Here is a 13,906-nt window from a genome sequence, read left to right on the forward strand (position 1 = left end):
CCGCGCCGGACGGCTGTGGGACGAAAGGTGGCCTGAGCCGTGGGCGCCTCTGTGGGACAATAGGCGGGCCCCGAGCCGTGGGCGCCCGCCGATGCCGCCATGACCACACCGACGCGCCGCGAACTTGCGAACGCAATCCGTTTCCTCGCCATCGACGCGGTTCAGGCCGTGAATTCCGGCCATCCCGGCATGCCGATGGGCATGGCCGACATCGCCGAAGTGCTGTGGCGCGATCACCTGTCGTTCAACCCGGCCAACCCGAAGTGGTGGAACCGCGACCGCTTCGTGCTGAGCAACGGCCACGGGTCGATGCTGCAATACGCGTTGCTGTACCTGACCGGCTACGACCTGTCGATCGACGACATCCGCCAGTTCCGCCAGTTCGGATCGAAGACGCCGGGCCATCCGGAAAACTACGAGACGACGGGCATCGAGACCACCACCGGTCCGCTTGGCCAGGGCTTCGCCAATGCGGTCGGCATGGCGTTGGCGGAAAAGTTGCTGGCGCAGCGTTTCAATCGCGAAGGCCACGACATCGTCGACCATCGCACCTGGGTGTTCATGGGCGACGGTTGCATGATGGAAGGCATCAGCCACGAGGCCGCGTCGCTGGCCGGCACGTGGAAGCTCGACAAGTTGGTCGCGTTCTGGGACGACAACCACATCAGCATCGACGGCAATACCGATGGCTGGTTCACCGATGACACCCCGGCGCGCTTCGAGGCCTATGGCTGGAAGGTGATCCGCGGCGTCAACGGCCAGGACCCGGTCGAAATCGAAACCGCGATCAACACCGCGCGCGCCGTCACCGACAAGCCGGTGCTGATCTGCTGCCGTACCACGATCGGTTTCGGTTCGCCGCACAAGGCCGGCAAGGAATCCAGCCACGGCGCACCGTTGGGCAAGGACGAAGTCGAGGCGACGCGCCAGGCGCTCAATTGGCCGTACGCGCCGTTCGAGATTCCTGCCGAGATCAAGCAGGCATGGGATGCGCACGAAGCCGGAGCGCAGCGCGAAGCCGACTGGAACGCCGCATTCGCTGCCTATCGCGCTGCATTCCCGCAGGAAGCGGCGGAACTGACGCGGCGCATGAACGGCGTGCTGCCGTCCGATTTCAACACGCTGGCCAATGCCTATGCCGCGAAGTTGCAGGTCGAAGGCCCGGTCGTCGCCAGCCGCAAGGCCTCGCAGATGGCGATCGAAGCGTTCGCGCCGCATCTGCCGGAGTTGATCGGTGGTTCCGCCGACCTCGCGCATTCCAACCTGACGCTGTGGAGCGGCAGCAAGTCGGTATCGACCAGCGATGCCAATGCCAACTACATCTATTCCGGCGTGCGCGAATTCGCGATGACGGCGATCAGCAATGGTTTGGCGGTGCATGGCGGCTTCATTCCTTATGACGCCACCTTCCTCGTCTTCAGCGATTACGCGCGCAATGCGGTGCGCATGAGCGCGCTGATGGGCGCGCACGTGATCCACGTCTACACGCACGATTCCATCGGTCTCGGCGAAGACGGTCCGACCCATCAGCCGATCGAACACATGGCCTCGCTGCGCTACATCCCGCACAACGACCTGTGGCGTCCCTGCGATGCGGTGGAAGCCGTGGTGTCGTGGCAGGCCGCGATTGAACGCATGGATGGCCCGAGTTGCCTAGTGTTCTCGCGCCAGAACCTGGCGCCGCAGCCACGCGATGCCGCGCAGGTCGCAGCGATTCGTCGCGGCGGCTACGTGCTGAAGGACAGCGTCGGTGTGCCGGAACTCATCCTGATCGCCACCGGTTCGGAAGTCGGGTTGGCGATGGATGCCGCGGCGCAATTGGGTGAGCGCGTGCGGGTGGTGTCGATGCCGAGCACGGACGTGTTCGATCGCCAGGATGCGGCCTATCGCGAATCGGTGCTGCCGAACTCGGTGCGCAAGCGCGTCGCGATCGAAGCTGGCATCAGCGATTTCTGGCGCAAATACGTCGGCCTCGACGGCGCGGTGATCGGCATGGAAGGTTACGGTGCATCCGCACCCGCCGACGTGCTGTTCAAACACTTCGGCTTCACCGTCGAGCATGTGGTCGAGGCGGCGCGCGCGTTGGGTTGAGCGCGCCTATGGAGCAGGGCCGACGGATTCGCGCTGGATGAGGCGATAGTCGACCTGCTCCATCGCCCCGGCCTTCGGGTCGCGGATGCGGTCGATAAGCTGCAGGGTGGCGATACGTGCCATCTCCGTGATCGGCTGCTGCACGGTGGTGAGCGCGGGCAGGATCTGGCTGGCGACCGGCGTATCGTCGAAACCGCAGACAGAGAGGTCGTGGGGAACGCGCAGTCCCAATTCTGCGGCGGTACGCAACACGCCGGCGGCGGTGTCGTCGTTGGCGGCGAAGATTGCGGTCGGCGGCTGCTTCAATCCGAGCAGCGTGCGTGCACCGTCGACGCCCGACTCGAACAGGAATTCACCGCTCACCACCAATGACCGATCGTAGGGCAACCCGACTTCCTTCAATGCTTGTTTGTATCCGGCCAGACGCCATTCGCGGGCACCGTGGCCTTTCGCGCCGCAGATGTGGCCGATGCGGCGATGGCCGAGGGCTGCCAGTTCCAACACCAGACTGCGTGCTGCTGCAACATCATCGATGTAGGCGCCGATTCTGGCTATGCGATCGAGGGGAGACAGGCAGGAGTAAGGAAGTTGGTGGCGTTCCAGTGCTGCGATCACGACAGGGTCATCGGTCAACGGGGGTGTCAGTACGGCACCATCCGGATGGGCGTGCACGAAGATTTCGTCGATGTCGCGCGGGCTGCTGATCGGTGACAGCACCAGGTTGTAGTGGCATGAACGCGAGGCTGCGAGTACGCCGGTGACGACATCCATCAGATAATTGCGCGATGGGTTGTTGTAGGCCAGCACGATTTCGTACGAACGCTGGCCGGCCAGCCGGCGCGCGGAAGGGTCGGGCCGGTAGTTGAGCTTCTCCATCGCCGCAGTCACGCGCAGGCGCGTCCCTTCCCGCACGTTGGCTTCGCCGTTCATCACGCGCGACACGGTCTTCATCGATACGCCGGCGGCTACGGCGACATCCTCGATTCTTGCGCGCATGGGGCTTCCCTGTTCCACGTGTCATCACGGTTTGAATGGAATGGATTCTGCCATTAGCGCCGCATGCCCGGCCATTGTACTGTTGCGACGCTGCGCGCAGGCATCTTCCAGCGCAGGCAGCTGTTGCCATCACACAGGATGATCGTGCGCGGGATGCGCCTGGTGTTTGCGGCCACCACCACCCGGCTGCCGTCGGGATTTGCGACGGCCACCTGATCGATTGCGTCACCGGAGCTGGCGACACGCACCGCACCGGCGCGGATGAAACGGCTGGCGTGCGCCAGTGCCCAGGCATCATCAGTTGGTGTGAAGCGGCCATCGGGGTGCACGGCGATGATGCCGCGGCAATTGCCGCAGCCGCCCAGGTGTGGTCCGTCGTGATCATCCAGTGCGAGGTTCCAGAACAATACGCCGCGCGCCCAGTTGCGCAGCGGCGCGATGACCAGGCTGGTGGTCTGCCCGCTGATGCCATTGCTGCGCACCGGCTCCCAATCGCCACCGGAACATTCCGTGAGATATGCATCGAGTTGCGGGTGGCGATCATGCACCTGGCTTTGCGCATCGACGTTTCCGCCGTAGCAATGCCAGGCGATGCCGCGCACGTAGCGCGCCGCGGCGGGCTCGGACAGGACCGCCAGCGGTTCATCGGGTTTATCCCAGTTGTGGTCCCACTCGAGGATCTGCACGGACGCGGGCAGACGTGGCCCGAGTGCCGCAATTGCCGCCACACGTTGCTTCGCGGACAGACGCATTCCGGGATAGTCACCGGGTTCGAAGGACGGTTCGTTCTGGATCGTGAGCGCGAACAGCGGCACTCCCGCGGAGTCCATGTCGTGGGCGAAACGCGCGAGGTAGGTGGCGAAGGCGTCGACATATTCGGGACGCAACGTGCCCTTGATCAGACTGTCGCTGTCCTTCATCCAACCCGGTGCGCTCCATGGTGACGCCATCACCTTGAGGTCCGGATTGAGTGCGTGCGCCTGTCGCATCAGGGGGATGACGGTGTCGCGCACATGATCGAAACGATAGTGCTGCAGTCGCAGATCGGGCAGGTTGCCGGGCGGATCATCCAGCGAATAGTGGATGGACGAGAAATCCGATGCGCCGATCGGGATGCGCGTGAAATCGAAACCCAGTCCGCCATCGTTTCGCGAGAACAGGTAGCGCATTGCCGCATCGCGTCGTGGCTCGGGCATGGCGAGCAACAGCGACGAGGAGGCATCGGTCATGGCGGCACCAAATCCGACGATTGATTGCATGCGGTGGCTGGAATCGATGCGGATGTCGGGATGCGCGATCGGCGTGGCCAGACGTTGCACCGCGACCGGTTGCAGGCGCATGCGGTGGTCATCCGTGGTGATCCACGCTTGTGCCCGCACGTTGGCGGCGTAAGCGATGGTTGCCGGCATCAGGCCCGAGGCCAACAGGAACAGCAGCGATGCGAGCGGCGATCCGGTGCTGCAGTGCGGGGTAAAAAATCGATGAATGCCGGCGATCGAATGCAGAGTCATGCGGTCTTGCCCGATGGATGAAGGTTTTGTTGACAATCCATTAGGGCTCCGTTATGACAGCGCTGTCAATTGCTGATTTCGCGAGACGCCCATGCTCCGTGCTGCCCGTTCGACACGTCGTTCCCCCCACGCCTTGCGTCTTGCACCATTGGCGGCCGCATGCAGCTTGCTGCTGCTGATGGGCAACGCAAGCGCCCAGACCACCGCCCCATCCAGCCAGTCAACGACGAACGAGTCCAACAAGGATCAGAACCAGCTTGGGACGGTCACTGTGACCGGCATCCGCGGCAGCGTCGAAAAGTCGGTGAAGAAGAAGGAACAATCAAACTCGATCGTGGAAGCGGTGAGCGCTGAAGACATCGGCAAACTGCCTGACATTTCGATCGCCGAATCGATCGCGCGATTGCCGGGCGTGACCTCGCAGCGTGTGGATGGTCGTGGCCAGGTCATCAACATCCGCGGCATGTCGCCGGACTTCAGCACCACCTTGTTGAATGGCCGCGAGATCGTCAGCACCGGCGACAGCCGCAGCGTCGAGTACGACCAGTTCCCGGCGGAACTGATGAATGGCGTGATCGTGTACAAGACACCCGATGCCGCCCTGGTCGGGCAGGGGTTGGCCGGCACGGTCGATCTGCAGGCGATCCGCCCACTGAGCGTCGGAAAGCGCCGGGTCGTGTTCTCCGCATCGGGCGAGCACAATTCGTTCGGGAAGCTGACATCGGGTGCGAAATCGACGGGCTACCGCATGAGCGCGTCGTATGTCGACCAGTTCCGCGACAACACCATCGGCGTGGCGATCGGCATCGCGCGGATGGATTCACCGTGGCAGGAGAAGCATTACAAGGCTTGGTGGTGGGGTGGGTCCGAGGGTTGGTTCCCGAGTGGACATGGCAAGCCGGACGGCGCGATCGCTCTGCAGGGTGCCGAAAACTGGGTGAAGACGCATGACCTCAAGCGTACCGGCGTGATGGGCGTGCTGGAGTTCCGTCCCAACAAGAGTTTCCACAGCGTGTTCGATTTGTATTACACCAAGTTCGACCAGAACGAGCTGATGCGTGGCGTGATGTGGGCCAACGATCCATGGACCAATGGCGGGAATGTCACCTATTCCGGCGTGCAAACCACCAATGTCAATGGCGCGCAATTCGTCACCGGCGGCACACTGCACAACGTGAGGCCGGTAGTGCGCAACGACAGCAACACGCGCGGAGATACGGTGGCCGCGATCGGCTGGAACAATACCTTCCAGCTGGATCCGTGGACCGCGACCGTCGACATGAGCTGGTCGCGTGCACGCCGCCATCAGTCGCAACTCGAGACCTATTCTGGTCCTACCACCGGACAGGACATCGGCTTCAGCATCCCGCTGTCGCCGGCCTATGCGCAGTTCTCGACCGGCAACTTCGCGGATCCATCCACGATTTTGCTGGGAGATCCAGCTGGCTGGGGCCATGATGGGCGCCTGGAAAACTCATACCAGCAAGACAAGATGCATGCGCTGCGCTTCGATCTCGATCGTGCACTGGATTCGAAGTTCCTGAGCCACTGGTCGGCGGGATTGAACATCAATCGTCGCGAGAAGGACAAGAGCTCGCTGGTCTACTTCGCCAACCTCAAGGGCGGCGCGACCACCGCGCCATTGAGCGCTTCCGATCTGTTGGCCCCGACTTCGCTGGGCTTTTCCGGCATCGGGAACGTGCTCAGCTACGACCCACGATCGATTCTCGGCAAGTACTACGACGTGTCGCTCAACCTGAGCGACGATGACGTGAAGAAGGACTTCAATGTCATCGAGAACGTCACGACGGCATATACCAAGGTCGACATCGATGCCGATCTTGGCAGTCACGTGCACATGCGGGGCAACGCCGGCGTGCAATGGGTGCGGACCAATCAGTCGTCCACCGCGTTCAATGTCAATAACGGCTTGGCCGGTTCTCAGACCATCGGTACGCATTATTCCGATGCATTGCCCAGCCTGAACTTGGTATTCGATTTCGGACACGGTTGGATCACCCGTTTCGGTGCCGCCAAGACCTTGTCGCGCGCGCCGATCAATTATCTCAGCGCGGCCAGCGGCGCCGGCGTGGATATCACCACGCGGACGTGGAGCGGCGGTGGCGGCAATCCGAAGCTGGAGCCGTACCGCGCCAACGCATTCGACGTTTCGTTCGAAAAATACTTCGGTACGGCCAGTTATGTCGGCTTGGCATTCTTCCACAAGAAACTCAATACCTACGTCTACCAGCGTTCGATCCCGTGGGATTTCACCGGCTATGCCAATAGCAGTGGTGTCACGCCGGTCTCCAACATGGGCACCTTCTACACTTGGGCCAACGGCACCGGTGGTGAGATGAAGGGCGCCGAGTTGAGTGCCGCGATCAACTTAGGGATGTTGCACCCGGTGCTGGATGGATTCGGTGCGACGATCAACGGCTCGTATACCAAGACGTCGATCAAGCCAAACGGGCCTGATTCTGTCGAAACCGATACGCTGCCAGGGCTCTCGAAGATCGTTGCCAATGGCACCGTCTACTACGAACGCCGTGGCTTCTCGATCCGCCTGAGCGAGCGCTATCGTAGCTCGTATCGCGGCGAGTATTCGTACCTGTTCGGTTCGCGCAGCATCCTGCGGTCGTTGTCCGAACGCCAGCTCGATTTCCAGACCAGTTACGAGTTCGGCGACAACACGCGGCTGCACGGCTTGTCGATCCTGTTCCAGGTCAACAACATCACCAATACGCCCTATCGGACCGTGCAGGACAGCAATTTCCCCGGTGGCCTGATGGCGCCACAGGAATACACCACCTATGGGCGACAGTACATGGTCGGCCTGAGCTACAAACTCTGAGGTGGCGATGAAGCGTGCACTTGCGATAGCCGTGGTGGCAGGGTTGATGCTGCCACCGGTGTTGGCGGGACAGAACAGTCGCGATACGGCGACACTGCACGATTGGCCGCGCGTGCATAGCGCGGTCGCGAAAGACGCAGCCATCGAAGCACGGGTCCGCGAGATCCTGGCGTCGATGACGCTGGCGCAGAAGATCGGGCAGATGACCCAGCCCGAGATCAAAACGATCACACCCGATGAAGTGCGTCGCTACTACATTGGCTCGGTGCTCAATGGCGGCGGATCATGGTCGCGCAAGAACAAGCACGCAGACGCCAGGGATTGGTTGGCGCTTGCCGATGCCTATCACGCCGCGTCGATGGGCACTGATGCCAAGGTGCCGATCCCGATCATCTGGGGCACCGACGCCGTGCATGGGCACAGCAACGTGTTCGGCGCCACCACGTTCCCGCACAACATCGGACTGGGTGCGGCACGCGATCCGGAAATGATCCACGAAATCGGCGCGGCGACCGCGCGTGCAACTCGCGCCACCGGCATCGATTGGGCGTTCTCGCCGACGCTGGCGGTGGTGCAGAACCCGCGCTGGGGTCGCAGCTACGAGAGTTTCTCCTCCGACGGCATGCTGGTGAAGCAGTACGGCGAAGCCTACGTGCGCGGCATGCAGGGTGACCTGCGCGGCGACGGCACGACGATCGCCACCGCCAAGCATTTCATCGGAGATGGTTCGACCGACAACGGCAAGGATCAAGGCATCAGTACGGTCAGTCGGGCGGAAATGCTCAACGTGCATGCGCAGGGCTATTACGGCGCGCTCGCTGGCGGCGTGCAGACGGTGATGGCCAGTTACAACAGTTGGAACGATCGTGGCGATGGCATCGACTACGGCAAGATGCATGGCGCGAAGGCACTGCTGACCGATGCGTTGAAGCAGAAGATGGGCTTCGACGGCTTCATCGTTTCCGACTGGAACGCCATCGGCCAATTGCCAGGCTGCACGAATGACAGTTGCGCCAAGGCGATCAATGCCGGTGTCGACATGGTGATGGTGCCGGATGACTGGAAAGCATTCATCGCCAACACCACGAAGCAGGTCGAACGCGGTGAAATCCCGGTGTCGCGCATCGACGATGCAGTGAGCCGGATCCTGCGTGTCAAGCTGCGCGCCGGACTGTTCACGCGCAAACCATCGGACAGCAGCTTTGCAGGCAAATCCGAAGCATTGCAGGCGCGTGCGCTTGCACGGCGTGCGGTGCGCGAGTCACTGGTGCTGTTGAAGAACGAGCGTGGCCTGCTGCCGTTGCATCGCGGCCAGCGCATCCTGGTGGTGGGCAAGACTGCCGATTCGATTCCCAACCAGACCGGTGGCTGGTCGTTGACCTGGCAGGGCAGCGACAACAGCAATGCCGATTTCCCCAACGCGCAAAGCATCCTCTCGGGATTGCGCGAGGCTGCGGGCGATGATCGCGTCATCGTCAGCACCGATGGCAGGGATGTCGATCCGTCGAAGTTCGACGCGGTGGTCGCGGTGATCGGCGAAACGCCCTATGCGGAGACCAACGGCGACATCGTGTCGTCCGATACCGTGACGCACAGCCGACGTTTCCCCGAAGATCTCGCGGCGCTCAAGACCGCGCATGCCAGTGGCAAGCCGGTGGTGACGGTGTTCGTCGCGGGGCGCCCGCTCTATACCAATGACCTGATGAATCTGTCCGATGCCTTCGTGGCCGCGTGGTTGCCGGGGACCGAAGGTGGTGGCGTCGCCGATGTGCTGTTCGCGCGCAATGGTGCCGCGTTCCGTGGGCGCCTCGGTTTCCCCTGGCCTAGCGTGCCATGTCCCGCACCGATCAATCATCCCGATGCCAAGCGGCCGTGGTTGTTCAAGGTCGGATACGGCCTGCGATACGGACAGAAGGCTTCGCTTCAAGCGTTGCCGGTCTCGACACTGGAGCGCTGCGGCGATGCCACGGTGTTGCCGATCTTCAACATGGCCGATGCACCGATGTTCGCGCTGTATGTCGGTGCGGATGGAAAGGACCAGGCACTCGGTGGTGATCTCAATCGAGTGTTGCGGTGGCCGGCCGACAAGCCGGCGGTCGAGATCGCCACCGTGCAAGTGAATACCCAGCAGGACGCCAAACAGGTGACGTGGCTGGCGCCGGCGTCGTTCTTCTCGCGCAACCCGTCGCGCAACAATCTCGCGGCGATGCAGACCGCGAATGCGGCATTGCTGTTCGATGTCGTGGTGCGGACGGTGCCGAAGTCGCCGGTGCTGGCATCGATGCAATGCGGTGCCGGATGCAAGGGGAAAGTGGATATCAGCGAAGCGATCGCCGCGGCCGGCATTGGCCAGAAGAAAACGATCAAGATTCCGCTGGCATGTTTCGCCAAGGCCGGTGCGGACATGCCCGGGATCGAGGAGCCGTTCCACATCGACGCCAATGCACCATTCAGCGCGGCGTTCGCCAATATCCGTGTCGTCAGCGGTGCCGCTGCGGATCAGGATGCAGTGAAGTGCGCCCGCTGAGGCGCACGCACTTCCAGTTCGTCCTGACGATTACGGTGCGGCTTGCGGCTTGAATCCCGGATCCAGCGCTTCGTTCAACACCAGTGCGAGGCGGTCCGCCGCCTGCAACACGCGACGTTCCGCCAGCGGGCGCATCGCCTCGCCATAACTCGCATCCAGTTTGTGACCGTCGGGATAGGTGCCCCAGGCATCGATCAGGCGGCAGGATTCCTGCGCCCATTGCGTTGGATTGGCGTCACTGGTTGCGATCGGCGGCCACGGACGACGTGCCAAGTCGTCGGCGAAGGCGCGCGGGTGCATGCCGGTTTCGCCGAGGATGTAGTAGTCCCACATCGCGTGCAGGTTGGTGCCCATCACGCCATCGACGTAGTTCTTCTGCGCATACACCTCTGGCTTCAGTTTGGTGCGCAGGCTGATCTGGTACTGGTTGCCGCCGACATCGTCGTGGCTGCTGGCGTGGAACGGTTGGTGGACGTCGCCGACCAGATGCACCACGAACTTCAGCGCATCACGGCGCGCATCGAGTGGCTGGCTGCGATCGCGCAGGATCGCCAGCTGCGCTTCGATCGCGGCGATCACGCAATTTCCGTCCTTGCATTCCTTCGCGGGTTCATACGCGCATTCCGGGCCGCTCAACTTGACGTAATGCCAGCGCGAGGTGCGCTTGAAGCGGTCGGGATCGGTATTGCGCAGCTCATCCGCCCAGTTGGCGACGCCGGCCAGCGTCGGTTCGCGTTCGCCGGCCAGCAGCTTCGCGACTTCGGCCTTGGCGGCGGGCGTGAGGTGGCGTTCGGCGAGATCGCCGATCATGCGGTGGCCCAGCGGCGCCCAGGCCAGGACGGGCAAGGCGCAGGCGAGCAGGAGGAGGGCGATGAGGAGGCGCGGTTTGGTGATTTTGTTCATGGCCCGATGGTAGCCGAGGAGAACGGCTAAAATGATGAATCCTACCGGCGCGCCCGGCGCCATCCACCACCCACAGGAGCAGGCAATGGCCATCAAGGTCGGCATCAACGGTTTCGGTCGCATCGGTCGCAATGTTTTCCGTTCCGCCGTGCAGAACTTCGGCAACGACATCGAAATCGTCGGCATCAACGACCTGCTCGAGCCGGAATACCTCGCCTACATGCTGCAGTACGACTCCGTGCATGGCCGCTTCAAGGCCGATATCAAGGTCGAAGGCAACACCCTGGTCGTCAATGGCAAGAAGATCCGCCTGACCCAGGAACGCGATCCGGCCGCCCTCAAGTGGGATGAAGTCGGCGCCGAGGTGGTGATCGAATCGACCGGCCTGTTCCTCGACAAGGCCACCGCGCAGAAGCATCTCGATGCCGGCGCGAAGAAGGTCGTGCTCTCGGCCCCGTCGAAGGACGACACGCCGATGTTCGTCTACGGCGTCAATGACAAGACCTACAACGGCGAGGCGATCATCTCCAACGCCTCGTGCACCACCAACTGCCTGGCGCCGATCGCCAAGGTCATCAACGACAAGTGGGGCATCAAGCGTGGCCTGATGACCACCGTGCACGCCGCCACCGCGACCCAGAAGACCGTTGACGGCCCGAGCAACAAGGATTGGCGCGGTGGTCGCGGCATCCTCGAAAACATCATCCCGTCCAGCACCGGTGCCGCCAAGGCGGTGGGTGTGGTGATCCCCGAACTCAACAAGAAGCTGACCGGCATGAGCTTCCGCGTGCCGACCAGCGACGTGTCGGTGGTCGACCTCACCGTCGAACTCGAGAAACCGGCGACCTACGCCGAAATCTGCGCCGAGATGAAGGCGCAATCGCAAGGTGCATTGAAGGGTGTGCTCGGCTACACCGAGGACAAGGTCGTCGCCACCGACTTCCGCGGCGAAACCTGCACCTCGGTGTTTGATGCCGACGCCGGCATCGCGCTCGACCCGACGTTCGTCAAACTGGTCAGCTGGTACGACAACGAGTGGGGCTACAGCAACAAGTGTCTGGAAATGGTCAAGGTGGTTGCGGCGAAGTAAGCCGCGCTACCCATTCAGGATGTTTTAGAGGCCCCGCTTGCGGGGCCTTGTTCGTTTCGGGTAGTCACCAACACGAAGCGGATTCATGGCAGACTTTCCACAAATGTTGACCGCGGTCACGTACCCCGGGTCGCGGTTGGTTTCGTTGGGGTGGGGAAGGAGAATCAAAATGAAGCAACGTGTATTGGTGGGCGGCATCGCCTTGGCATTCGCGTCGGTGTTGTTTTGCACCGATGCCAGCGCAGGCCTGCCGTGGGGCAAGAAGAAGGATGAGTCCAAGCAGGACGACAAGGCCAAGAGCGAACAGACGGATCATGGGCCGATGCGTACCGTGAAGGGCAAGGATGGCGTCGAAGGCGAAATCTACGGCACTGCCGCCGCCGGCTCGCCGTTCAGCAGGCTCGAAATCGGCATGCCACAGAAACAGGTGCAGGATCTGCTTGGACACCGCGACGCCGATTGTGGTGGCTATTCCACCGGCAAAGCATGGATTCCGTTCTATCACGGTGGAGATACATCGCGCTGGGAATGCGCGTACAAGGGCCTCGGCCGCCTGATCTTCACCTCGCAATCGGCTTACGATTCGCGCAGCGTGCTGATCAAGATCGTCAACGACCCCAAGGATTCCGGCTACCGTTGATCGCCAATCGATGCACTCGAGGCCCCGCAAATGCGGGGCCTTCGTTTTTGGGCGATTTGAACCGTACCCGTCGTCCCGCGACAATAGGCGTCTCCCACGCTCCGGAACCACGCCATGGCCATCACCCGCATGACCGATCTCGACCTGCGCGGCAAGCGCGTGCTGATCCGCCAAGACCTGAACGTGCCAGTCGCCGACGGCGTGGTGACTTCCGACCAGCGCATCCTCGCCTCGATCCCCACGCTCAAGGCCGCGCTCGATGCCGGTGCGGCGGTGATGGTGACGTCGCATCTCGGCCGTCCCAAGGAAGGCGAATGGAGTGAGGCCGATTCGCTGGCGCCGGTGGCGCGTCGCTTGTCGGAATTGTTGGGCCGCGAGGTTCCGCTGCTGCGCGATTACCTTGATGGCGTCGACGTCGCGCCGGGGCAACTGGTGCTGCTGGAAAACTGCCGCATGAATGCCGGCGAAGGCAGGGACGACGAGGCACTCTCGAAGAAATATGCCGCGCTGTGCGATGTCTTCGTGATGGATGCGTTCGGCACCGCGCATCGCGCGCAGGCCTCGACGCATGGCGTCATCCAATTCGCGAAGCAGGCTGCCGGCGGTCCGTTGCTGATGGCCGAACTCGACGCGCTGGCCAAGGCATTGCAGCATCCGGCGCGCCCGTTGCTGGCGATCGTCGCTGGCAGCAAGGTGTCGACCAAACTCGAACTGCTGTCGTCGCTGGTCAGCAAGGTCGATCAACTGATCGTCGGCGGCGGCATCGCCAATACCTTCATCGCGGCGATGGGCCATGGCGTCGGCAAATCGCTGGTCGAACACGATTTGATCGGTACTGCAAAACAGATCATGGCCGATGCGAAAGCGCGCGGCGCGGAGATTCCGTTGCCGGTCGACGTGGTGGTCGCGCCGGAGTTCAAGGCCGACGCGCCGGCGACGATCAAGCCGGTCGATGCTGTCGGCGCCGACGACATGATCCTCGACATCGGGCCGGAGACGGCCGCGCGTTACGCGTTGATGATCAAGGACGCCGGCACCGTGGTGTGGAACGGCCCAGTCGGGGTGTTCGAATTCAAGGCCTTCGCGGGCGGCACCGAAACCGTGGCTCGTGCCATCGCCGAATCGAAAGCGTTCTCGATCGCCGGCGGCGGCGACACCCTGGCCGCAGTCGACAAGTTCGGGATCGAGAAAAACGTGTCCTACATCTCCACCGGCGGCGGCGCCTTCCTCGAATTCCTCGAAGGCAAGACCTTGCCGGCGGTCATGGCGCTGGAGGCGCGCGGCTGACAATCCC

The 13,906-nt window shown here is 62.6% G+C and carries 9 protein-coding genes; 6 read left to right on the forward strand and 3 right to left on the reverse strand.

Annotated elements, in window-relative coordinates; translation table 11 throughout:
* The first annotated feature begins 99 nt into the window (after positions 1-99).
* Entirely contained in the window at positions 100-2,091 is a 1,992-nt protein-coding gene (gene tkt / locus Lysil_RS07845; RefSeq protein WP_103075081.1) for a transketolase, read from the forward strand.
* Between the two features lie 6 nt (positions 2,092-2,097).
* Here the strand turns inward: tkt and Lysil_RS07850 are convergent, their stop codons facing one another.
* Positions 2,098-3,087: a LacI family DNA-binding transcriptional regulator gene (locus Lysil_RS07850; protein ID WP_103075082.1), complete on the reverse strand. Its 990-nt coding sequence runs from the start codon at positions 3,085-3,087 to the stop codon at positions 2,098-2,100.
* A gap of 53 nt (positions 3,088-3,140) precedes the next feature.
* On the reverse strand, positions 3,141-4,598 hold the full coding sequence (locus Lysil_RS07855) for a glycoside hydrolase family 30 protein (protein WP_103075083.1): 1,458 nt from the start codon (positions 4,596-4,598) through the stop codon (positions 3,141-3,143).
* Between the two features lie 91 nt (positions 4,599-4,689).
* Between Lysil_RS07855 and Lysil_RS07860 the strand changes: the two genes are divergently transcribed.
* Positions 4,690-7,452, forward strand: coding sequence for a TonB-dependent receptor (locus Lysil_RS07860; RefSeq protein ID WP_103075084.1), 2,763 nt, complete (start codon positions 4,690-4,692; stop codon positions 7,450-7,452).
* Between the two features lie 7 nt (positions 7,453-7,459).
* Entirely contained in the window at positions 7,460-9,979 is a 2,520-nt protein-coding gene (locus Lysil_RS07865) for a glycoside hydrolase family 3 protein (RefSeq protein ID WP_103075967.1), read from the forward strand.
* Between the two features lie 30 nt (positions 9,980-10,009).
* Here Lysil_RS07865 and Lysil_RS07870 read toward each other — a convergent pair whose 3' ends face one another.
* Positions 10,010-10,882, reverse strand: a complete 873-nt coding sequence (locus tag Lysil_RS07870; protein ID WP_103075085.1) for a S1/P1 nuclease — start codon at positions 10,880-10,882, stop codon at positions 10,010-10,012.
* 85 nt (positions 10,883-10,967) lie between these two features.
* On the opposite strand from Lysil_RS07870, the gene gap reads away from it, so the two are divergent.
* The 3 genes from gap (at position 10,968) to Lysil_RS07885 (ending at position 13,899) form a co-directional block, all read left to right on the forward strand.
* Positions 10,968-11,972 (forward strand): type I glyceraldehyde-3-phosphate dehydrogenase, encoded by a 1,005-nt coding sequence (gene gap / locus Lysil_RS07875; RefSeq protein ID WP_103075086.1) that lies wholly within the window; start codon positions 10,968-10,970, stop codon positions 11,970-11,972.
* A gap of 169 nt (positions 11,973-12,141) precedes the next feature.
* Positions 12,142-12,612: a hypothetical protein gene (locus tag Lysil_RS07880; protein ID WP_103075087.1), complete on the forward strand. Its 471-nt coding sequence runs from the start codon at positions 12,142-12,144 to the stop codon at positions 12,610-12,612.
* Between the two features lie 114 nt (positions 12,613-12,726).
* On the forward strand, positions 12,727-13,899 hold the full coding sequence (locus tag Lysil_RS07885) for a phosphoglycerate kinase (protein ID WP_103075088.1): 1,173 nt from the start codon (positions 12,727-12,729) through the stop codon (positions 13,897-13,899).
* The last annotated feature ends 7 nt before the right edge of the window (positions 13,900-13,906 follow it).

Source organism: Solilutibacter silvestris (assembly GCF_002895945.1).
GTDB classification, from domain to species: domain Bacteria; phylum Pseudomonadota; class Gammaproteobacteria; order Xanthomonadales; family Xanthomonadaceae; genus Solilutibacter; species Solilutibacter silvestris.